Origin of the sequence: Bradyrhizobium sp. ISRA442 (assembly GCF_038085055.1) — a bacterium.
Classification (GTDB): Bacteria; Pseudomonadota; Alphaproteobacteria; order Rhizobiales; family Xanthobacteraceae; genus Bradyrhizobium.
Genome location: NZ_JALGCN010000008.1, coordinates 178,999 through 199,699 on the forward strand (window position 1 = coordinate 178,999; position 20,701 = coordinate 199,699).

General features: G+C 58.2%; 16 protein-coding genes. 9 read left to right on the forward strand and 7 right to left on the reverse strand.

Annotation, left to right across the window (positions count from 1 at the left end; genetic code table 11):
• Positions 1 to 141: 141 nt before the first annotated feature.
• From MTR72_RS19005 to MTR72_RS19020, 4 genes are all read right to left on the reverse strand, one after another.
• Positions 142 to 2,556, reverse strand: a complete 2,415-nt coding sequence (locus MTR72_RS19005; RefSeq protein ID WP_280969411.1) for a polysaccharide biosynthesis tyrosine autokinase — start codon at positions 2,554 to 2,556, stop codon at positions 142 to 144.
• Between the two features lie 185 nt (positions 2,557 to 2,741).
• On the reverse strand, positions 2,742 to 2,945 hold the full coding sequence (locus tag MTR72_RS19010) for a hypothetical protein (protein ID WP_280969412.1): 204 nt from the start codon (positions 2,943 to 2,945) through the stop codon (positions 2,742 to 2,744).
• 306 nt (positions 2,946 to 3,251) lie between these two features.
• Positions 3,252 to 4,235 carry an NAD-dependent epimerase/dehydratase family protein gene (locus MTR72_RS19015; RefSeq protein WP_280971347.1) on the reverse strand — a complete coding sequence of 328 codons (984 nt, stop codon included), beginning with the start codon at positions 4,233 to 4,235 and terminating at the stop codon, positions 3,252 to 3,254.
• Between the two features lie 403 nt (positions 4,236 to 4,638).
• On the reverse strand, positions 4,639 to 4,917 hold the full coding sequence (locus MTR72_RS19020; RefSeq protein WP_280969414.1) for a hypothetical protein: 279 nt from the start codon (positions 4,915 to 4,917) through the stop codon (positions 4,639 to 4,641).
• Between the two features lie 470 nt (positions 4,918 to 5,387).
• On the opposite strand from MTR72_RS19020, the gene MTR72_RS19025 reads away from it, so the two are divergent.
• Positions 5,388 to 6,488 carry a glycosyltransferase family 2 protein gene (locus tag MTR72_RS19025; protein ID WP_280969415.1) on the forward strand — a complete coding sequence of 367 codons (1,101 nt, stop codon included), beginning with the start codon at positions 5,388 to 5,390 and terminating at the stop codon, positions 6,486 to 6,488.
• On the opposite strand, the gene MTR72_RS19030 is transcribed toward MTR72_RS19025, so the two are convergent.
• Complete coding sequence (locus tag MTR72_RS19030; protein ID WP_280969416.1) at positions 6,478 to 7,794, reverse strand: hypothetical protein; 1,317 nt, start codon at positions 7,792 to 7,794, stop codon at positions 6,478 to 6,480. The genes MTR72_RS19025 and MTR72_RS19030 overlap by 11 nt on opposite strands.
• Before the next feature lie 132 nt (positions 7,795 to 7,926).
• Between MTR72_RS19030 and MTR72_RS19035 the strand changes: the two genes are divergently transcribed.
• From MTR72_RS19035 to fcl, 6 genes are all read left to right on the forward strand, one after another.
• Positions 7,927 to 9,054, forward strand: a complete 1,128-nt coding sequence (locus MTR72_RS19035; protein WP_341510828.1) for an acyltransferase family protein — start codon at positions 7,927 to 7,929, stop codon at positions 9,052 to 9,054.
• 215 nt (positions 9,055 to 9,269) lie between these two features.
• Positions 9,270 to 10,616: a glycoside hydrolase family 16 protein gene (locus MTR72_RS19040; RefSeq protein ID WP_280969418.1), complete on the forward strand. Its 1,347-nt coding sequence runs from the start codon at positions 9,270 to 9,272 to the stop codon at positions 10,614 to 10,616.
• Between the two features lie 127 nt (positions 10,617 to 10,743).
• Complete coding sequence (locus tag MTR72_RS19045; RefSeq protein WP_280969419.1) at positions 10,744 to 11,844, forward strand: glycosyltransferase family 61 protein; 1,101 nt, start codon at positions 10,744 to 10,746, stop codon at positions 11,842 to 11,844.
• A 13-nt stretch (positions 11,845 to 11,857) separates the two neighbouring features.
• Positions 11,858 to 13,402 carry a lipopolysaccharide biosynthesis protein gene (locus MTR72_RS19050; RefSeq protein ID WP_280970911.1) on the forward strand — a complete coding sequence of 515 codons (1,545 nt, stop codon included), beginning with the start codon at positions 11,858 to 11,860 and terminating at the stop codon, positions 13,400 to 13,402.
• A 5-nt stretch (positions 13,403 to 13,407) separates the two neighbouring features.
• On the forward strand, positions 13,408 to 14,490 hold the full coding sequence (gmd, locus tag MTR72_RS19055) for a GDP-mannose 4,6-dehydratase (RefSeq protein ID WP_280969420.1): 1,083 nt from the start codon (positions 13,408 to 13,410) through the stop codon (positions 14,488 to 14,490).
• Entirely contained in the window at positions 14,471 to 15,427 is a 957-nt protein-coding gene (fcl, locus tag MTR72_RS19060) for a GDP-L-fucose synthase (protein ID WP_280969421.1), read from the forward strand. Before gmd ends, fcl begins: the two co-directional genes overlap by 20 nt.
• A gap of 92 nt (positions 15,428 to 15,519) precedes the next feature.
• Here the strand turns inward: fcl and MTR72_RS19065 are convergent, their stop codons facing one another.
• Positions 15,520 to 16,320, reverse strand: a complete 801-nt coding sequence (locus MTR72_RS19065; protein ID WP_280969422.1) for an FkbM family methyltransferase — start codon at positions 16,318 to 16,320, stop codon at positions 15,520 to 15,522.
• A gap of 419 nt (positions 16,321 to 16,739) precedes the next feature.
• On the opposite strand from MTR72_RS19065, the gene MTR72_RS19070 reads away from it, so the two are divergent.
• Positions 16,740 to 17,870, forward strand: coding sequence for a polysaccharide pyruvyl transferase family protein (locus MTR72_RS19070; RefSeq protein ID WP_280969423.1), 1,131 nt, complete (start codon positions 16,740 to 16,742; stop codon positions 17,868 to 17,870).
• 10 nt (positions 17,871 to 17,880) lie between these two features.
• Here MTR72_RS19070 and MTR72_RS19075 read toward each other — a convergent pair whose 3' ends face one another.
• Entirely contained in the window at positions 17,881 to 19,548 is a 1,668-nt protein-coding gene (locus MTR72_RS19075; RefSeq protein WP_280969424.1) for a putative Ig domain-containing protein, read from the reverse strand.
• 317 nt (positions 19,549 to 19,865) lie between these two features.
• Between MTR72_RS19075 and MTR72_RS19080 the strand changes: the two genes are divergently transcribed.
• Entirely contained in the window at positions 19,866 to 20,684 is an 819-nt protein-coding gene (locus MTR72_RS19080; protein WP_280969425.1) for a glycosyltransferase family 25 protein, read from the forward strand.
• Positions 20,685 to 20,701 lie beyond the last annotated feature (17 nt).

The following is a 20,701-nucleotide window of genomic DNA, read 5'->3' on the forward strand; positions in this document are numbered from 1 at the left end:
CAGACTTGCCGCTTAACCCCGGAGAGCTGGCCCTGATCTGGTCGGTTCGCGTCCGAACCGGCCGCTGCAGCGTACAATGAGATCTGGAGCATGATCTTTTCGGAAGGCCGAAGCACCTCGTTCCGGATCGAGCTTCAGACGTCAATCGACGTAGCCGTACCTCTTGTAGTACCGATTGCGATAATAGGCCGCGCCGTAAGTGTCGTAGCGGCTCATTACCGCCACGTTCACCTTGTTGAGCACCGCGCCTAGCATACGCTCGCGCACGATCGGCGTTTCGGCCAGGACGCGCTCGACGACGTCGACCTTCGATTTCGCCCACTCGATGACGAGGATGTAGGTATCCGCCAGTCCCCTGGTAGCCCGAACGTCGACCACCGGCGCAAGCGGGCTGAGATCGAGAATGATGCGATCATAGTGCTGGCGCAGATGCTGGAACAGGTTTTCCATCTGCTGGGAGGCAAGCAGATCGCTCGAATTCGAGAAGCGTGACGTCACGGCACAGGGAAGAAAATGCAAATTGGTTTGCGGATCGATCCAGACCACATCCCTCCAGTCGGCTTTACCGGCGACGACGTGGATCAAGCCAAGCTGCGCGTTCGGCGTGAGCCTTGCGGTGAGGCTTGGATTGCGAATGTCGCCGTCGATCAGCAGCGTGCGGGAGCCGCTTTGCGCCACTGTCTGCGCCAGCGCTTCGCTGATGGTCGATTTTCCTTCATTCGGAAGAGCGGACGTGATGCCGAGGACCTTGTTGGATGCTGAACCGTAGTTGCTGAGATCGCTGGCGAGCTTGATCGACCGGAAGCCTTCTGCGAAACGCGAAAATGGTGCGTTGATGACGTAGCGCCCGACGCTGTCATCGGCAGAAAGAAGCCGCTCACGATGCGGCTGCGGGTGGCTGGAGCCCGGTTCGGCTCGCTGGAGCGGCAATGCTGCGCCGGCACCGCTGGGCCTCGGCTGCGCCTGCAAAGATCTCGGCTTGGCTCGTTTGCCGAACGGCCATGCCTTGCCGAGCTGAGTGGAGTCGCTGGCGGTGACCAAACCTTCGATAGTCGGAATCGAAGCGAGACAGTTCGTCTGCACGAGTTGCTCGACCTGGGAGACGGTTCGGAAGACGCGATCCATCATGTCGAACAGGATGGCGACGATACCCGCGAGAATCGATCCGCCCACCATCGCCGCAAGAAGGATAAGTGTTGTCTTGGGCGACGTTTTGTTGGGAGGAGTCGTCGCTGCCTGGGTGATCACCCGTGCTTCGGTAATGGGAAACGACTGCTGCTGAACCGAGACCATGTACAACTGCAGGAAGTTGTCCGACAGGGCGCGGGCGCTCTGTGCATTGCTTTCCAAATCCCTCAGGACGATCTGGGCCTGACTGGTATCGTTCGAGACCGCGATCGTATCGTTCAGGCTCTTCTGGCTGGATTCTTCGCGCGCCTTGGCGATTTCAAGGTCGCTCTTGTAGACCTCGGCCGTGCGTCGCAGCTCGTCGGTGATCGAGCGCCGGATCTCGCGCATCTGATTGCGCAAATTGACGACGGCCATATGCGTCGGCCCATACCTGTTCGACCAATCCGACTGCTTCGCGGCGTACTCGAGATACGTCTGGCGCAACTTGGTGATAACCGGGTTGGCCATCGTCTCGCTCACGGTCGCGAGATCGTTCAGGATGACCTTGGAGTCCTCGCTGTCTGCATTCAATATCGAAGTGATGCGTTCGAGCTTGGCCTGCGCCTCGGCGCGCTGGCTGCGGGCAACCGTCAGCGAACTGTTGATTTCAGCGAGCTGCTGCTCGGTCAGAAGTCGCCCGCCGGCATCGACGATGTTGTTCTTGGCCTTGAAATCGGCGACGGCCCGCTCGGCCGAGGATGCCTGCGACCGCAATTCCTTCAATCGATCCTGCAGCCAGACCGCGGCTCGCCGGGAGGCCTGATATTTCGACTCCAGGGAGTCCACGATATAGCCTTCGGCAACCGCATTGGCGATCTGCGCAGCCTGCTCCTGCGACAACGCCTGAAAGGCGATCTCGATGACATAGCTCACGCCGACGCGTTTAATGCTGAGGTTGCTTGCGAAGCGGGCGAGAGCCGCACGCAGAAGCTGTTCCTCGGTGGGCGGCTTCGACTCCGAAAACAGTCCGGAAATCGCTGCGGTGACGCTGCTGAGGAGTCCGCCGCCGTCGCTCATAAACTCTGGCGACTGCACGAGCTTCAAGTCCTTGATGACCTTGGAAGCGATCGCTTCGGACTTGAGGATTTCGACCTGACTGTCGACCATTGCCGAGTCGATCGGATTGTCGCCGCCGTTCGTAGGTGCTTGCGTCTGGAGACCCTGCATCTTGCGGCTGTCGATCACCAGGACGGCCGTTCCGGTATATCGTTTCGCCGCCGTGAACACGTAGACGCCGGCAAGACAGATGCACAGGAGCAGCGTGAAAATCATCACGGGATACTGCCGGCCGAGCAGCGCAAGCGCAGAGGAGATCGTCTGCTCCAGCGACGGGGCCTCGGGCGCAGTGGATTCGACCTCGCGAGGTGTGATTCTTGTTTGAAGCATCCGGCTCGCCTACGTGTAGCTATCGTGGACTGTAGCGTGTGGCATCAGGCTGGCTGTCCGCCGCGCTGAATGCGTGAACGTGGAAGTGTCGGGTCGGACCGGCCCGACGTCAGCAAGAGTTCGACATAGTGGATACGCTGGTCGAGGTGGCAGCGTTCGAGAGTTGACCGGCCCCACCGACACCATCACGGGAACAGATAGTCGGACTGTTTGACAAGTTGTTGGCCAGGGAAATTTCGGCAAGGCCGCGTGCCGTTGCCGGCGACCAGACACACGCGACCGGCAGCATCGACATTGCCATTCGCTCCGGTTCCGCCCGCCGCAAAATCATCATAGTGCGCATCTCCGCCGCCCAGCACCGCGACCTTCAGTATGAAGACAAGTTGCACCCGCCTTGGAAGATCATTCGCCGATCTGTGGATGAGACTTGAGCAAATCCCATGCCGGACCAGTTGGAACAGCGCGAGCGAACCCGCAAATACTGCGATGCAATATGGACCTGAGTGTGACCAACGGTGAGCACGTGGACCAGAAACCCGATTGGCGACGACCCGTTCCAATCTCGGTCGGTGCGAGGGCTTGCGAAGGAAGAGTGCCGATTTTCGAGGCAGCCGTCACGCGTGCGCCAGCTTCGAGATTCCGCCGGCGCAAACGTTGCTCGTCCGGATGTCGAACAAGTCAGCGGGTCAAGACCCTCAATCAAAGTCTTTGATCGAGGATTCCCGTCGCCATTCGGCAAGCGAGCTCGCCAGGTCGTAATCGAACTTGAATCCACTTGCGACCAGGCGCTTGGGCAGAATGTTCGTGGAAAACCACAACTTCCGGATTCTGTCGCGATTGATGCCGGTCTTGAGTCCGACAGCGTGCAGCATCTCGAATGGCAGCACGGCTAGATTCATCAGCCATATCGGAATGGTTAGCGCTGGTTTGGGGTATTTGGCAGTTTGTGAGAAGGCTGAGCAAATCTCGTTGATCGTGTAGCGGTGCTCGTAGCAGAAATTGTAGATAGACACGCCGTCGTTGCGGGACGCCATGAAGAACATCGACGAGACCAGATCCTTCACGTAGCCGCACGATTTGATCGTGTCGGTTCGGCCGGGATAGATGAAGGCCCGCCTTCCGAGAAGCCTCGACAATCGCGTGAAATTGCCCCGCTCGAAGTGGCCGTAAATGACGGCGGGGCGCACGATGGTGAGCCGCCGGTCCGGATTCTCCGACTGCCACAGACGATGAATTGCTTCGGCCGAGAGTTTGGAGCGACCATAGGCGCTGACCGGCGCCGGCGTCGCATCCTCGTCAAGCGGGGCTTCGGTCGGGCCGTAGATCGATATCGAGCTGGTGAAGATGATATTGCGGCTGCCCGTCTCCCTCGCAAATCGGCAGACGTTCACCGCGCCCAGCACGTTTGTATAATAATAGTCACCCTCCGGATGACCTGGAGTGACGTGAATCGCAGCCAGGTTGAAGATGTCGGAAGGCGTTCCGCCTCCGAGCTTGGGATCGATCGGCTCACGGACATCATGATGGATGTATTCGACGCCATCGACGTGCGCCCTCGGCTTGCCGATATCGATCGAGACGATCCGGCTGTAGCTCTTGGAAGCGACCAACTGCGTCATCAGATGTGTACCGATGAAGCCTGCGCCTCCGAATACGATAGCCTGGCTAGGATTGGACATGTGCTCGAGGGTCAAACGTGAGGTGCCAAATCAGGTGCGATGAGTTGCGGTCAGGACTCGCGGTCGACCGGGCGCACCCGCTCGATGAACTGCATCACCTGCGGCTGCAAGACCTGTGCCTGCAAGGAGCAAGATCGCTTCGCGTGAGTGCGCCTGCTGGGTGCCGAATGGCTCCCGCTGCTGCACATCCATGAAGCGGTTAATCGCGGCAGCAGTTGGTTGGCTATCGATAGATCATGCGGCGATAACAAGATCGTTACCCGCAGCGCGTGTGATGTCCTCGATATTGTTGGCTCCATCTGGGTCATCGACAAGTGGATCTGTGGTGCTGCGGAGATATCGCATGTTGCTCGTAAGAGTTGTGAAGGGCGATTTGGCTGCGACTGCTCGTCTGCATCGTTGCTCAATACAGCTCGCGATACTCAAATTGAAAGTTCGTTGACCCAGCCGCGATGCCCAGCACCCTCTGCAGCTTTTGGTAGCCTGCGAGCGCAACGTTAATGCAATCTGTGCTGCCGGCGTAGCAAACCTGAACCCGGATCGATTGACCGCAAATATTTTGAACCACCACAATTTGGTCGATGATCTTGGGGTTGACAGTTTGCGGGTGCGTTAGCGGGTGAACCGATATGCAAAGCTTTCCGTCCAGCGTCTTGTGATTTGGAGCGTAAGTGCCTTCCATGGGGCGAATCGAACTCGAAGGCCGGGTGGAAATGCCGGAGCCTCCATACATAGGTGGAGACGTGCGGCCGTAGCCCGAAATTTGAGCATCCGCCGTCGTTGCGAGCAGCGATGAAGCGACCGCTACGCATATAGCCGCGCAACTACATGAACTCGTCGGTCGGTCGTCACGCATCTTCACTGCTCGCTCTGCATAAATGCTCAGTCAGGACGAACCAAATCCGACATTTGATGATTGAGGCCGGCTCTTGACGGAAAGCCGCACGTCTCGGCGGGAGGATAGTGCTGCAGCTACGGCAACAGAATGACGAACAATTGGTTCCATCGATTGCAAGCGACCCGATACTGCCTCTTCCTAGCGGTCGAAAACCCGTGCTAGAGACTGAACCATTCACAATAGAGTGTCTCGTCATCGGACATCTGTCGGCTGTCATACGATGAGTATCCTCAACGCGAGTATCCTCGACGTCCATGCTGAAAGAGATACCCGGCCAGGCTGTATTGCGGGGCGCCGAATCGGCGCAGGTTCCCAGCCTTTCGGTCATCATTCCGAACCACAACTACGCCGCTTACGTGGGATCGGCGATCAGAAGCGCACTGGACATACGGTGGCGCGAGGTGGAAGTTATCGTCGTCGATGATGGGTCGACGGACAATTCGCTCGAGATCATCAACGAATTTGCGGACGAGGTGACGATCATCAGTCAGGCCAACGCAGGGCAGATGCCATCCTGCGTGAACGGCTTTCGCAAGTCCTCCGGCGACGTAGTCATATTTCTTGACTCGGATGATGTCCTGCATTCCGACGTGATGACGGAGATTGCATCCGTTTGGTCGAACGCTGCGAGCAAATATCAGTTTCAGATGCGCGTTATCGACGCAAAAGGGCTGCCGACCGGAAATGTCCTGCCGCAGTACTTCTCCTGTCCGGCCTCAGATGACATCCGCAGATGGATGACAACGACCGGTGCCTATCCGACGCCGCCGGGATCGGGCAATGCCTACCCGAGATGGTTTGTCGACCGTGTTTTCGGCTTTAAGTCCGACTTTGTCGACCGGGCGCCGGACAGTTATCTCCTGGCGGCAGCTCCTGCGTGTGGTGATATCGTGACTATCACCAAGCCCTTGGCAGACTATCGCGTGCACGGCCTCAATCACGGGGCCTTCCTTCAACTTGACGATACCCGCTTCGCGAGAGAGATCGATCTCACGCAGCGGCGCTATAAATTCTTTGCCGAGATCGCGAGCGCCGAAAATCTGCCGGTGACGCCCGATGCGCTCAATAGAAATGTCATATTTCTTTGTTTGCGGACAGCGTCGTTCAAGCTGCGGCCGGATCTTCATCCAATTGCCGAGGACGGCTCATTGCGCATTGCTGTCGATGCGCTCCGGGCCGTTGCGTCTCCGCAAGGCTTCTCGACATCTCAGCGCATATCGTTGCTGGGCTGGATTCTGTGCGTGCTGATCAGTCCGCGGTACTTTCGACGTGCTCTGGTGAGTTTGCGGTATGTGCCTGCCCAGCGCCCGAAATGGTTGCGCGCTTTGCTCGGTCTATTCCGCGTCATTCGATAATCGGGGCAGGGCTGGACTGCATCCGTTGGACGGGAACTGGACGGCGGATCGACCTCAGGCGGGCGCCTGGCGGCTGCGACCATACGCACAGCATTGCCATCATCATCAGAAAGGGCGCCATGGCGAGATTGCCGCCGCCGAGCTGGTAGCAGGCCAGCATCGTCAATGCGAGCATCGAGTTGTCTTTCCTGAATATCGAGAGAAGGAGATAGAACAGGAAAATCATGAACCCGATAATTCCGTAATCCGCGACGAGCTTGAGCGCGGGATTTCCGCTGCCGCCAAAGTAGGCAGGCGACCGCTCCAATCCACCCGGCCCGGAGCCAATAAGCACTCTGTCGGTCTGAAAGAGATAGTCCCAGGTCTGTAGTTGCGCGACGTAGCGCGCATAACCGCTTGACTTGGTTGAACTGAATTCATCGAGCCTATTGACGATGGGATCGAAAGGTTCCGGCGCAACGAGGTAGGCAGTCCCGATCGTCAAGGCGACGATCGACCCGATGGCGATAACCCGCAGTGATTTGAGCGGAGCAATCAAGGGATAGGCACCGAGGGAAACGGCCAGCACCAGGAGGCCCGAGCCGGACCGGGTCAGTACGTAGGAGATGGCGTACAATGGAAGGCTGGCAAATCGCCGCAACAGGAACACATCGACGACAACGCCTATCGCGATCAATTGGGATAGCCCTCCCGGCTCCATCGGGAAAAATCCGTTCGCGCGCCGATTCAGGGATCCATAAAATTCAACCGCATTTTGATTGTAAGCGGACTCGACGAGGACAGAATCCAGCGCCGGGATCGCATCCTTGAATGAGAAGATGCGTATCCCGCCGAATTGAAGAACGATCTGGACGATCGCCAGAACGGCGCACAGGCGAACATAGAAGAGGAAGATGGGAAGCACCGCCTCGTTCGAGAATCTCGTCGAGGGTCCGAACAGGAAGATCGAATTCGTGACAAGAACCATCGCAAGCGACGCCGGGCTGGTCTCGATACCGCGATCGGGAGATTCGGCTGCGGCGATCGCGCTGAAGAGAAACCAGATAACGACAAGTCCGAACGCGAGAGTCTGCGGCCCGCGAAGGCGCACCAGACCAACCCACCATCCCCACGCGACGAGCGCAAAGAATCCGAACAGTGAAAAGAAGACTTGTCCGGTTCCGATGAGGAGTCCGAAGCGCTGCATGCAGATGCAAAGAATGAAGGCGATATGCGCAAAAATGACGCTGTTGGTCTCGTCGCTTGACGTTGCTGCAGCGCGCTTGTTAGACGAGGTTCTAGCTGGGAACGTATCGAGGCTCACCATGTTCGGACTCGTCGATTCCTGTTTCTTGGCGCCTCAGTTGGTAGGGTGCGCTTGGGCGCAGGACGCGATCGACCGTGGTCTCGCTCGTGAGGCTGTCAATCCTCTATACTAGAGCCTGTAGCGACTTCCCACATGGAACACGACACGAGCGCCAGATTTAACCCCTACGTTCATGGTGCCAGGGGTTTGTTTTGCCTCATGGTATTCGTCTATCACGTCGTTCATTCCGGACTCCCTACGTTCGATTTGTTTGCCAGGGGGCCGTTGGGAGAAGCGTTGCAGACCGGAAAATTCGGTGTCGAGTTTTTCTTCGGCATCAGCGGGATCGTGATCCTGCCAAGCCTGTATCGGGCGCCCTCGGTCGTCGCCTTTATTCTTGATCGCTATGCGAGAATTCTTCCGGTCCTCTGGGTGACGGTGATCGCGATTGCGCTTTTCGGCTGGTTGTCAGGAAAGGGTCCAAGTCTGCTGCTGGTTGGCGCAAATCTTTTGGCGCCGCCTCCATTTATCGACATCATCCAGATCAATCCTGCCGCGTGGTCGCTCGGATACGAATTCCTGTTCTATGGCGTATGTACCGTCGTCTTCTTCATCAGTGGCTTCAGTCGGCCGCTGGCGCTGGCATTGGCCGCTGCTTCACTGATCTTTCTCCTGTACTACCCCCGCGCACTGCTGATGATCGGCGGCGTGCTCATTGCGGAGAAATATCTGTCATCGACATTGTTGCAATCCTTGGCGAAGTACCCGGCGATCTTCTTCGTGCTGTTCCTGACGGATTGGAGGGGCCTCGAGCTTGCCGGCGCCACGGACTATGTGGGCCTTGTCACCCCTGCGTATCTGTCATTCAGTGACTGGATCGTTGCCTTTCCATTTGTCGTACTTGGTGGCGTCTTCGGGACGATTTTCCTGCTGGGTGTGTCGCGCGGAAACGGTCTGCTCGGAAGGATGCTCGGTTGGCCGGTCATGCAGTGGCTGGGTACGATCAGCTTCAGTTTTTATCTCTGGCCGCCGCTCGTCATGGCCGGGGTCAAGCTGATCATGTATCGAACGGGCATGGTCGATGCATTGGGGCCCGGATCGCAACTGTTTTTCCTCCTGGTCTCGCTTCCGCCGTCGCTGATCATTGCAACGATCAGCCATCGCCTCCTTGAAGTGAAGGTGACGGGACAGATTCGAAAACGGATCGACAGGATCTCGGAAGCGAAGCCGGCAGTCCGGCCGATCATCAAGGACTCGACAGCGCTCGAGGAGGGAACCTGATCGGCGAACGGTCAAATGTTCTTGATCGTTCGACAAGTCAGCGCCCCAAAACGATCGCAAGTTGAATATCTAACTCGGGAAAAAGCCGCAGGGGCAGTGCACTTGATCGTGCCGGCTCACGCTTGGCAGCGTCACCGCTGCCATCGTCATTGCGCATTAGACCGGCACAGCGTTTCCCAGCCGGGGCAAACAGCCGAACCGAAAGGATCTCGTTGATGATCGCAATCGCGCGCAGACAAGTCCTTCGTGCCGCTTCGATAGTTCTTGCACTCGGATCGGCAACGCCGGCTTGGTGTGCGGGCTGGGAGCTTGTGTTTTCGGATGAGTTCAACGGCGACAAGCTTGATCGAACCAAGTGGGCCACCCGGTACATCTACAACAACGAAACGATGGACCGCTTCAACGACGAAAAGCAGCGCTACCGCGACAACCACGTGGTGTCTGGTGGTGTGCTGAACCTGACTGCAAAAAAGAATGAGGGCGCGGACACGTTCGATTCCGCGATGATCCGAAGCCACCAGACATTCTATTACGGCTATTATGAAGCTCGGGTCTTTCTTCCGAATGCGCGGGGATCGTGGCCGGCATTCTGGCTCGAAGCCGATTACGACATCGATGGAAAATTCTGGCACCCGCCGGAGATCGACATTTTCGAGTACGTCCTGAACGGCGTGGAAGACAAGCCGAACATGCTGCACTCGAATGCCATGAGCAAGGACAAGTGGACGCCGCAATCCTACGCATATCTGGACAGCTCGTTCGTGCTCAGGTTCCAGGACATGGTCAGCAAGGAGGACCTGAACAAGGATTGGCATATTGCGGGCTTCGTTTGGGCGCCTGACCGCATTTCGTTCTTCTGGGACGGCCGCCTCATCTACACGCGTATGTACCAGTGGCTCAGGAAGGACGGTCAACTGGGGCCGCCGGCGCACATCGATCTCAATTACGCTGTCGGTGGAGCCGCCTGGGCGGGCCGGCACGGGATCGATGACGCGGCTTTCCCGCAGACGTTCAAGATCGACTACATTCGTGTCTGCCAGTTCACGTCCTCCGAGCGCGGAGGCCGGAAATGCGGTCCCAGCGAGGTGACGCCGGATCCGAAAGATTTTGGATATACGGCAGCGCTCAACGATATGCCGAAGCCGACGTTCCTCAACGTCACAAAGGTCGTAGCGGACAAGAAGCCGAATGCAGGCGTATTGTCGCTGAACACAACCGATCCGCTCAAGATCGAAGTTCCGATCAAAATCCCGGAGAATTATCCGACAGATCGAACGCTTCACGTGTACGTCTTCGATGAAACGACCGGCGCGATGGTCGCATCGGCGGAGAAGCCGCTGCAACAAGTCTCTCGCAAGGAGGGCGAAGATGGTGCCAGTGTGATCGAGTTTGCGCTGCCGGCCGTACCGCGCGAAGGAAACTACCTGCTGGGCAGCAAGCTGACGGCGAATGTCGCGGGCGAAGTCGGCCCCCAACAAGTTCCCGTCGCCTGCGACACCACGGTGACCCAACCCAAAAAAGCCCGATCCTGCCGTCTATTGTCGCTGCACGTGCGTCGCTGATCGAGTAGCGCTGGCTCTGATCGGCACGCTGTCCGAAGCCAGGTCTGAATTTTGCATTGGCTGCGGCAGGTGAGCCCGTGATGCGGGCTTGCCTGCAACAGTTGATGTCTTGCAATGGTGGTCGTCCATGAACTCCAAGGTTCGCGCGGTCAAGCAAATCCTCCGTGGTGCATTGCGCGGCAGCCCGAGCCGGCTTTGTGATCATCGCACGTGGCGAAGTGAACAGCCGCAGAGTTGGCGGACGGCCGTCGAGGAAGAGGTGCTGGCGCGGAAGGCCCCGATCCAATTCGGTAGCCGCGATGCGGGGTTCCGTGAAAGCGTAGACAACAGAATGCCTGAGCTGGGTGTGCTCAGCCTGAACAATGCGCGCATCCTCGGTCCCGATGGCTGGCTCGTAACGGAGGATGGATCGCTGCTCTTCGAGAGCACCTGGTACGGATCGTCCTTCTCTCGCCATCCGCGCTCAATTGCCTACGGGACGCCGCTGCCGCTGAGCGGCACATGTCTCTCGCTGGCGAGTGATTTCGCGGGAGGAAATTATGGGCACTTCCTGCTCGATTGTCTGGGGCGCCTCGCGCTTTTCCAGAACAGCGGCCTGTCGTTCGATGATGTCGATCATGTCTATTTGCCCAAGCCGACATCCGGAACAGCAGTCAAACTCGTTCACCGGCTCGGAATTCCAATGCACAAATGTGTGTGGGCGGGCCAAGGCGATGTTCAGGCCGACCTCGTGATCGGCACTTCGTTTCCGGGCTTGCGACGAAACTATGCGCCCTGGCTCATCGAGTTCTTCCGCTCGAAGCTGGCTAAGTCGCCGCTTCGTCACGACAGGCGCGTATACGTTCCGCGCAAGGGGCAAAGGAAGGTCGCCAACGAAGAAGAACTGATGCCTGCACTGAAAAAGTTCGGCTTCCAGATTTACGACTTTAATGATGTCGAGGATGAAGCAGCGTTTTTCTCGGAATGCTCGATTGTCGTTGGCCCACATGGTGCAGGCCTGACCAATCTCGTTTTTTGCTCGCCGGGAACGAGAGTGCTGGAACTGATACCGTCAGATCACGTTCATCCCTACTACTACACGATCGCAACATCCGCGGGCGCAGAATATTCCTACATCGTTGGACATAGCAAGGGAGCGCGCCCGCAAGGAGCGTTCGGGCCCAGTCCATTCGATTTCGAGGTGGCGCCTGACGTCTTCGAGCGCGCGCTGGAGACCATCTGCCAATGAGCGAGCATTGAAAATGGTCGCACTTGGTGCGCATGCAGGGCTGCCTTTATCGAAAAATTCAATTGCCATCGGAGCCGCCTGGATCGGTGTGAGCCGGCTGGTGGTCGCCAGTCTCGGCTTCCTGAACACGCTCATATTGGCGAGGATGCTCACGCCGGAAGATTTCGGCCTGGTCGCCGTCGCGACCGCCATCATCGCCATTCTGACCTCGATGACCGAACTGTCCCTGACATCGGCGCTCATTCATCATGAGGATCCAACCGAAGACCAATTCCATGCGGCGTGGACGTTGAGCCTTGCTCGCGCTTGCTTGCTCGCACTTTTGCTGTCGGTGCTCGCCTATCCGGTGTCACTGTCCTACGGCGATAGCCGTTTAATTCCGATCCTGTTGGTCCTGAGCTGCTCGATTGTGATATCCGGCCTTCGAAATCCAATGCTCGCAATGATGCAGCGTCGACTCGTCTTCTGGCAGGAATTCGTAACGAGTAGCAGCCGGGCGCTCGCAACCATCCTGGTCTCATCCGGGATCGCCATTTGCTTCAGGAGCTTCTGGGCGCTGATCGCCGGGGCCGTTGTTGCCAACCTCGTCGACGTCGTCGCCTCCTACCTGATCCAGCCGTTCCGACCGAGATTCCGGATAAAGGGCAGCCGCTCCCTATGGTCGTTCTCCGTGTGGTTATCGCTCGGACAGGCCGTCAGCACGCTGAACTGGCGTTTCGACCAGATCATCATCGGATATTTTCTCGGGAAATCCATCCTGGGTGGATATGTGCTGGGCAGCGACCTGGCCGCCACGCCGACAAGAGAAGCCACAAACCCGCTCGCCGGAACGCTATTTCCCGCGTTCGTGAAGCTGAGGCACGACAAAGCCGCCCTTCAGCGAGCCTATCTGTCAGCGCAATCAATGCTATGCGTGATCGCCTTTCCGGCGGGGTTCGGCTTCGCGTTGATTGCCGATCAATTCGTGCCGCTCGCGCTGGGTGAGGCTTGGGCGGGCGCGACAATCGTGATCCAGCTCCTCGGTGGTGCAATTGCGTTGCATACGCTCAGCGCGACCGTCCAGCCGCTTGGTCTCGCCCTTGGACAGACGCGTAGGCTATTTCATCGCGACGTCGCGATCCTGATCGTGAGGTTGCCTGTCATCGTTGCTGGCTTGTGGGTAGGAGGGTTACTTGGCCTGCTTGTCGCCCGCGTGGCGGTTACGCTCGGCGGTATCGTCTACAACATGGTTCTAGTTCGCGAGCTGATCGAGACTTCTGTCTCGCGGCAATTTCTGGTGAATCTCAGGACTGCTTTATCCACCTGCACGATGATCATCGTCGGGTATCTGACGAATTGGGCTTTCGTCACATCTTTTGGCCATGACTCTCACGTCTATGTTCGGTTGATCGCGGTTGTTCTCCTGAGTGCTCTTGCCTATGTCGGGTCACTGTTTGGATTCTGGCGTGCGGCAGGCTCGCCGACCGGGCCCGAGCTTGAGATCCTGCGAGTCATCAGCGTAATCGCCAACAGGTTTGGGAAGCTGGGAAATGTCAACGATAACCGCGCAGTCGGGTGAGTAAGATGAATGAAAGGTCGAAGCGGCGCGTCGCGCTGATTACGGGCGTCACCGGTCAGGACGGTGCCTATCTCGCCGAGCATCTGCTCGGCCTGGGCTACACCGTCCACGGCATCAAGCGGCGGTCGTCCTCGTTTAACACCGCTCGTGTCGATCATCTCTATCAGGATCCACATGCCGGCAACGTGCCGTTCCTGATGCACTACGGCGACATGACGGATTCAACCAACCTCATCCGCCTGATGCAGCAGATCCGGCCGACCGAGGTCTACAATCTGGCCGCACAGAGCCATGTCGCGGTCAGTTTCGAGAGCCCGGAATACACCGCGAACGCCGATGCGATCGGAACGCTGCGGCTGTTGGAAGCAATCCGCATTCTCGGCATGGAGAAGGAGACGCGGTTCTATCAGGCGTCCACGTCCGAGCTCTATGGCCTCGTGCAGGAAGTGCCGCAGAAGGAAACGACGCCATTCTATCCGCGCTCGCCCTATGGTGTCGCAAAACTGTACGGTTACTGGATTACGGTGAATTACCGTGAGGCGTACGGCATGTATGCCTGCAACGGCATCCTGTTCAACCACGAGAGCCCCATCCGAGGCGAAACCTTCGTCACCCGCAAGATCACGCGTGGCGTCGCCCGCATCGAGACGGGCCTCGAAGAATCGCTCTATCTCGGCAATCTTGAGGCCAAGCGCGACTGGGGTCATGCCAGGGATTATGTCGAAGGAATGCACCTGATCCTGCAGGCCGATCGGCCCGACGATTTCGTTCTGGCAACCGGAGAGACCCGCTCGGTGCGCGAGTTCGTGGAGCTCGCCTTTGCCGAAGTGGGACGCAGCGTCGAATGGCGTGGCAGGGGCGTCGAGGAAATCGGCGTCGACAAGAAGTCAGGCAGGATCGTCGTTCGGATCGACCCGACCTATTTCCGCCCCACTGAGGTCGATCTCCTGATTGGCGATCCCAGCAAGGCGCGCGAAAAGCTCGGCTGGAAATCCAAGACTCCGTTCGCACAACTGGTGAAGGAAATGGTGGCGGGCGATCTCCTCGAGGCCAGGCGTGAGGTTACCAATGGCAAGCACTCGGTTTGAGCTGACCGGCAAGACCGTCTTCGTCGCCGGCCATCGCGGCATGGTTGGCTCCGCGCTGGTGCGCCGGCTCGCGGCGGAAAACGTCGAGCTTCTGACGGTGTCCCGGAACGAAGTCGACCTGCGCAACCAGGCCGCGGTCGACAAGTGGTTCACTGCAAAGCGCCCGCAGGCAGTGTTCCTTGCCGCCGGCAAGGTCGGCGGCATTGTTGCCAACGACACGCTGCGCGCCGAGTTTCTCTACGACAATCTGGCGATCGCCGCCAACGTCATTCACGCCGCGCACATCAATCGGTGCGAGAAGCTGATGTTCTTCGGCTCCTCGTGCATCTATCCCAAGCTTGCAGACCAGCCGCTGCGCGAGGAGTCGATGCTCACCGGCCCGCTGGAGCCGACCAACGAGCCCTACGCGATTGCCAAGATTGCCGGCATCAAGATGGTCGAGGCCTATCGCAGCCAGTACGGCTCAAATTTCATCAGCGTGATGCCGACCAACCTTTACGGTCGCGGCGACAATTATCATCCCGAATATAGCCACGTCGTTGCAGCGTTGATGCGCCGCTTCCACGAAGCGAAGGTGTCGGGGGCAAAGAACGTCGTGGTGTGGGGCACCGGCGCCGCGCGGCGCGAATTCCTATTTGTTGACGACCTGGCGGAAGCCTGCATCCATCTGATGAAGACCTATTCGAGCGGCGAGCTTGTCAATATCGGCACCGGCGCGGACATCACGATCGCCGAGTTCGCCCGCGTCATCGCGGCAACCGTCGGCTATTCCGGCGAGATCAGCTTTGACACCTCGCGCCCCGACGGCACTCCGCGCAAATTGCTCGACGTCAGCCGGTTGGCGAAACTGGGCTGGCGCGCCAAGACCTCGCTCGAGGATGGGCTCAAGCTGGCCTATCAGGCATATCTCAGCGAAAACCGCCAAGCTGCGGAGTAGCGAGCGACCACGTCAGTGCGAGCCCAGGTGCGCGCAAGCACGCGGCCGATATCCGCGACCGACGCGAATTCATCGGGCGGCCACGGGGCTGATCACTCCGGAGCGAACCAGCAGTTCGGGAGCACGACGTCACCCCTGTTTGTGACATTTCGCCTGTCGAGGTCGTGAGGAAATCGTCTCGCAGGGGTCCGACGAGAAGCACGATCCTTGCGCAAGAACGAGAATTCCATGATCGGCGGGACTTTGAAGTCTCTATATTCGATGGGCTCGAAATAGTTGTTCGGATGGATGTGCACGACGTCGAAGTGCTTGGTAATCTTCTTGAAAACTGCTCCGATGAGCTTGAGACCGATGGGATTGAGAATTCTGTCCAAGGAATGGAACTCGATAATCATCATCCTGAAGCGCTTCAGGTACTCCCCGCTCGTTTCAATCAGCACCTCGTACTCGCCGCCTTCAATGTCCATCTGGAGGATGAGGTCGCCGGTCTGAGGACCCTTCCTCGACATCCAGTTCTCCAAAGTCATGAACTTGGCGTTGTTTTCGTTCCCGAGGAATTTCTTTTCGAAATCCAGCAGCTCATTCTGGATCGCGGGTGCATCCACCGAGAAGTCAGCCAGGAAACACGGTATGCCGCGTTCGGCGAGGCCGAGTTCGAAATCGGAGACGTTGTAGACGCCCGGCGAAAAGCAACCGACGCATCCATCCAGGTCGTCCGGAACCAGATAGCCGCCATCAGCCGATCCGCCCAGTCGAATCAGTTTCTTGTCCGTCACCACAGGGAAGAGATTCTGGAAAAACTCTCCGAGTTCCTCCTCCTTTGAGGTGCCGGATATCAGAAAGTTGTTCTCGAGCAGGCGTGCCTTCACGTAGTCCTTCAACAAACCAATCATCCGGTTGACTCCGAGCTCGCTCACGTATCCGGGCGCGGCTTTGCTGCAAGAAGCGGCATTCCCGATAGGTTCGTTGCGATGAACACAATTGCCTGCCTTAAGACTTCAATAGATTTGATTTTTGTCATGAATATGTGCGGTGTTGTCGGTAAGGGCGTCGTTGCCGACGCTTGCCTTTGGCTGCTAAGCCGATCTATTCCGTGCGCTGGAATCTGGTCGGCTTCCGCGCCGACGAGCGATACAAAGGGGAACACGAGAGCGTGATTGAGGCAGCCCGGCTGAGCGCGAAAGATCGGATCTGGTGCCTGACGCGGGGAGCCCGATAGTGCAAACTGTCCGGCGTTCCTGGCGACACGCAGATGCGTCGTTCACTCGGCCGTAGCGAGCGCCTCCCGCAACGGCAGAAGTGGATTTGTCGAATGCAAGTTTTTGGCGCTGCATCAGAGACGGTTCGATGCTGTGATGTGACCGACGGCACCGAAGAGTTCAGAACGATGGCCGAAAATCTCATGAAGGACTCGCGTACTCTCATCGCAGAACTGCGGAGTGAGATCGACAGGGTCATTGGGCCGCATCTGGAAGCCGTCGAGAACTTTGCGCTGGTTGACTTCCCCAACCATCCGAATGTGGGAGACAGCGCGATCTGGCTGGGTGAAGAGACCTATCTGGAGAAGAAACTGGGCAGGGCGCCGTCCTACGTTTGCACCTACGACACCTGGTCGAAGGAGGATTTCGAAAAAGCCGTTCCTGTCGGCCCCATTCTCATCCATGGCGGCGGCAATTTCGGCGACCTGTGGCCAAGCCATCAGGAGTTTCGGCTCAAGCTTCTGTCGGAGTTTCCGGATCGCCAGATCATCCAGTTGCCGCAGACCATACACTTCTCCTCGACGGCAAGCCTCAAGCAGGCGGCGGACATCATCAATTCTCACAAAAGATTCCTGATTCTGGTCCGAGACGTGCAAAGTTTGAAAATCGCGAGAAAGGAATTCTCGGCGCGCGTCGAACTCTGTCCGGACATGGCATTCTGCCTGGGAGCGCAGAACTCGCGAGCGGAGATAACGAGAAAATTGTTGCTGCTGCTTCGAACTGATCACGAGAAGGTAGAGCGGACGAGGTCTCGTCCGCTTCCGAACTTTGCCGTCGTCGAGGACTGGCTGACGGAACAGCGAGGCTTGGGGAAGTGGTTGTTTCTCAAGGCGCTGCTTGAGACGTCCCTTCTCGTGTTCAAAGGGAGGATGCCGTCCGAGCTCGACGCGCGCATTCGGTGGTTTCACCTTTTGGCGTCGAACCGTGTTGCCCGTGGAATGAAGCAGGTTGGATCGTCCGCCTATGTGATCACGGACCGGCTTCATACGCACATTTTTTGCGTTTTGTTGAATGTGCCGCACTCGGTCCTTGACAACAACTATGGAAAAATCAGCACATTTGTTGATGCGTGGAGCAAACCCTTCGACAAGTTGGCCCGGCCACTGAGCGCGAGCGTGGACGAGGCCGTCGCAACTTTCCTTGATATCTGCAAAGTCGGTCCGACGCTGACCGATCCAGCGTAACGATCGAGCATCACCGTCCGGCCCGGCGGCCCGCCGGATCGGGCGCGCCGACCGTCAATGTGGTCGCCCTCGTTGCGGTCTGGCCCGCGTTATTTGTGCAGGAGATTGTCAGGTTGCTGACCCCTGTTGCTGCCGGTGTGCCCGTGATGAGTCCGGCGGAAGGGTCAAGGGAAAGGCCCTGTGGCAGTCCTTTGACGGACAGGGTTTTCGGCGTCATGACGCCGACGTCGCACTCCTCATAGATATCGTGGCGGTAGCTCTCGCCCGCGGCAGCCGAAAGTGGGCCGGTTGTCATGCGTGGGCCGCGATTGATGGAAAATCGCAGAGGCTCCATCGTCGAGCCGTCGGGCTTGTAGCCATAGACGACGACATGAGACCGCCCGGCATTGCCGGTGCCGGTGGTGAAGTCCGCCCTGATCGTGCGCGATGTCGCATCGTACGAAATTCCGGGCGGGAATTGCGTGAACGTCGTCTGGTCCGCCATGCCCGGCTCGGCGCTGTCGTAGGGTACCACCTGGACGAATTCGGTGACGCTCGCGTCACCCCAGAGGGCTTTGGCGCTCGGCAAGACAACTTTGCCGCCGCCGGCATAGTCGACGTTGAGGTCGGCGACCGAAACCAGCGGTTTCCAGTGCGTGACGCCCGCCGTTCGCCAGCCGCGAATCCAGTCGATATCGAAATAGGCGCCTGTCGCTGAGCCCGCCCACGCCGCGGCGTTATACGCCTCGTTCGCGAACACATTATTGAAAATGTGTGACGTCAGCAGCACAAACGAGGGCATGCTCTTGGTATTGGAGTCCACACCAAACTGGGATCGAAGGGCACCGTCGACGTAAAGCTGGGTATTCTCGCCGTTTCGAAAAACAAAGCTGAAGACGTGGAACGTGTCGTCCATGTAGTCGAATGGTCCGGCGCTGTTGTCGGTCGAGATGGTCCCCGACGTGTGAACGATGTTGCTGAAGTGCATTCCTTGAGAGTTGCACTCCAGGTCCCATTCATTACCGGTCGGATTGAGCACGGGTGCGACGGAATAGGTCCAGAATGCCGGATGAAAGCCGGCCGGATTTGCAAGCTTGCTGCTGAACCGGGCGCGCATCTCGACGATGACGGCGTTTGTGGTCGGGTAGTATGCGAATGCCCCAGCCGTATGGATCATCGCCGAGAGCTGCGGGCGGATGCCGCCGTTGATGGACCGGTCGGTCGGCGTCAGGAATGCCTGCTCGCGCGCCGTTGCCTTGCGCGCTCCGAGCCGCAGCACCGAGTTGGAAACCGACATGTTGTCGAATGCAACAGCGATGCCACGATTGCCGTCTTTATAGCCCGTCGTCAGCGGGTCGGCATCAAAGGCTGTCCCTAGTGACGTGGTATTGCCGCGGATGCCTGGATGATAGGCGCCAGTCGGGAAGAACTTGCCGCGAGGATTTGCCGGACCAACGATATCGAGCGCGTCAAAGTCATCGCCCCAGGACAGCGTATAGCCCGCATAGAACCCACTACCGTTCTGGCCGACGACGGCGCCACCGACGATTTGGTTGTTTCGCTTGAAGGGCGAGATCGATTCCAGGCGCTGTCTTAGATCATCGTTGTTCAGGCCAAGATAAAGTGCTGAGCCGGCCAAGACCAACGATGCGCCGAACAGTGCTGCAATGGTGCCATTGGTTCGACGCTTTGATGGCATCCACACCTCTCTTGGGCTTGAGATTCTTCGGCTTGAGACTCTTGGGCTTGAGAGTCTTGGGCTTGAGATCGTCGCAACCTTGGGCCTGAGCGCCGTTGCGCATCTTCGCTCGCATCTGAGGAACTTTTGGTGCGCTCCAAGGCGGCCGAATTGAAGCCGCTTCAGCAAAGCAGCAAGTTTACGCAATAGGAATATGAAACATGGTCAGCAGAATGGCAGCCCCCATACGCGCGTCCAATCCTTGTCAGCAGCAACAAGTTCGCGCTAATCGTTTCGAGATCATGTGCGTTCCAAGTCGACAGCGTCGGACTGATTAAATGGGCAGCAAACTCAGCATTGTGGCGATTAGTTTGGCCGGTTCCCATCGCCGCGAGCGCACAAGTGCGAACCTGGACTCGCTTGATATCCCCTGGACCTTCTTTGATGCCTTGCGTGTGCCGGCCGAGGGGCTCCCGCAATATGATGAAGCGCTGACCGTGCGCTTTTGGGGCAGGGGCCTTTCAAGGGCTGAGATCGGCTGCGCAGCGAGCCACATGAGCGTCATGGCGCAATTGGCGGCATCGGACGCCGACGATTCCTGGACTCTTGTGGTGGAAGACGACGTCGTTCTCGATGCCGGATTCAGCTTTCGCTCGCTTCCGGATATCTGCAAGGCTGCCGAGATCGGTTATCTCCGGCTATACGGACGACACATGGCGCCATGCAAGCATGTGGCCTGGCTGGACCAGCGGGAATTGGTGCGGTTCGAGCGTGCGCCGATGGGAACGCAGGCTTATCTGATATCAAGCCGCGCCGCGCGTCGCTTCATCGACAGCGTGACGACGATCAATCGACCTATCGACTGGGAGATGGACCGCTTCTGGGCAAATGGCCTCTACAACTATGCGTTGTTCCCATTCCCGTGCCTCGAGCTGACAATGCCGTCGTTGATTGCGAAGGCGGCAGACTCTGCCCGTGCACCTACCGCGATCGACCGGGCGGCATGGTTTGCGCGGAAATCAAAGGAATATGTTCTGCGCTTGTCAGAAAATATTCGTCTTCGCCAGTCCGACAGGCGCATTCGAGCCCGCCTTGCCGGCGTAACCAGTCTTCACGGGCCGATGCCTGAGACAATTCGCACGATCGAAAGTGTGTGATTGACGCCTAGAGGGCG

What these genes read in the sequence shown, in the direction of transcription:
- MTR72_RS19005 (WP_280969411.1), bottom strand. Translation starts at nt 2,556, where the DNA reads ATGCTTCAAACAAGAATCACACCTCGCGAGGTCGAATCCACTGCGCCC.
- MTR72_RS19015 (WP_280971347.1), bottom strand. Translation starts at nt 4,235, where the DNA reads ATGTCCAATCCTAGCCAGGCTATCGTATTCGGAGGCGCAGGCTTCATC.
- MTR72_RS19020 (WP_280969414.1), bottom strand. Translation starts at nt 4,917, where the DNA reads ATGGAAGGCACTTACGCTCCAAATCACAAGACGCTGGACGGAAAGCTT.
- MTR72_RS19025 (WP_280969415.1), top strand. Translation starts at nt 5,388, where the DNA reads ATGCTGAAAGAGATACCCGGCCAGGCTGTATTGCGGGGCGCCGAATCG.
- MTR72_RS19030 (WP_280969416.1), bottom strand. Translation starts at nt 7,794, where the DNA reads ATGGTGAGCCTCGATACGTTCCCAGCTAGAACCTCGTCTAACAAGCGC.
- MTR72_RS19035 (WP_341510828.1), top strand. Translation starts at nt 7,927, where the DNA reads ATGGAACACGACACGAGCGCCAGATTTAACCCCTACGTTCATGGTGCC.
- MTR72_RS19040 (WP_280969418.1), top strand. Translation starts at nt 9,270, where the DNA reads ATGATCGCAATCGCGCGCAGACAAGTCCTTCGTGCCGCTTCGATAGTT.
- MTR72_RS19045 (WP_280969419.1), top strand. Translation starts at nt 10,744, where the DNA reads ATGAACTCCAAGGTTCGCGCGGTCAAGCAAATCCTCCGTGGTGCATTG.
- MTR72_RS19050 (WP_280970911.1), top strand. Translation starts at nt 11,858, where the DNA reads ATGGTCGCACTTGGTGCGCATGCAGGGCTGCCTTTATCGAAAAATTCA.
- gmd (WP_280969420.1), top strand. Translation starts at nt 13,408, where the DNA reads ATGAATGAAAGGTCGAAGCGGCGCGTCGCGCTGATTACGGGCGTCACC.
- fcl (WP_280969421.1), top strand. Translation starts at nt 14,471, where the DNA reads ATGGCAAGCACTCGGTTTGAGCTGACCGGCAAGACCGTCTTCGTCGCC.
- MTR72_RS19065 (WP_280969422.1), bottom strand. Translation starts at nt 16,320, where the DNA reads ATGATTGGTTTGTTGAAGGACTACGTGAAGGCACGCCTGCTCGAGAAC.
- MTR72_RS19070 (WP_280969423.1), top strand. Translation starts at nt 16,740, where the DNA reads ATGCAAGTTTTTGGCGCTGCATCAGAGACGGTTCGATGCTGTGATGTG.
- MTR72_RS19075 (WP_280969424.1), bottom strand. Translation starts at nt 19,548, where the DNA reads ATGCCATCAAAGCGTCGAACCAATGGCACCATTGCAGCACTGTTCGGC.
- MTR72_RS19080 (WP_280969425.1), top strand. Translation starts at nt 19,866, where the DNA reads ATGGGCAGCAAACTCAGCATTGTGGCGATTAGTTTGGCCGGTTCCCAT.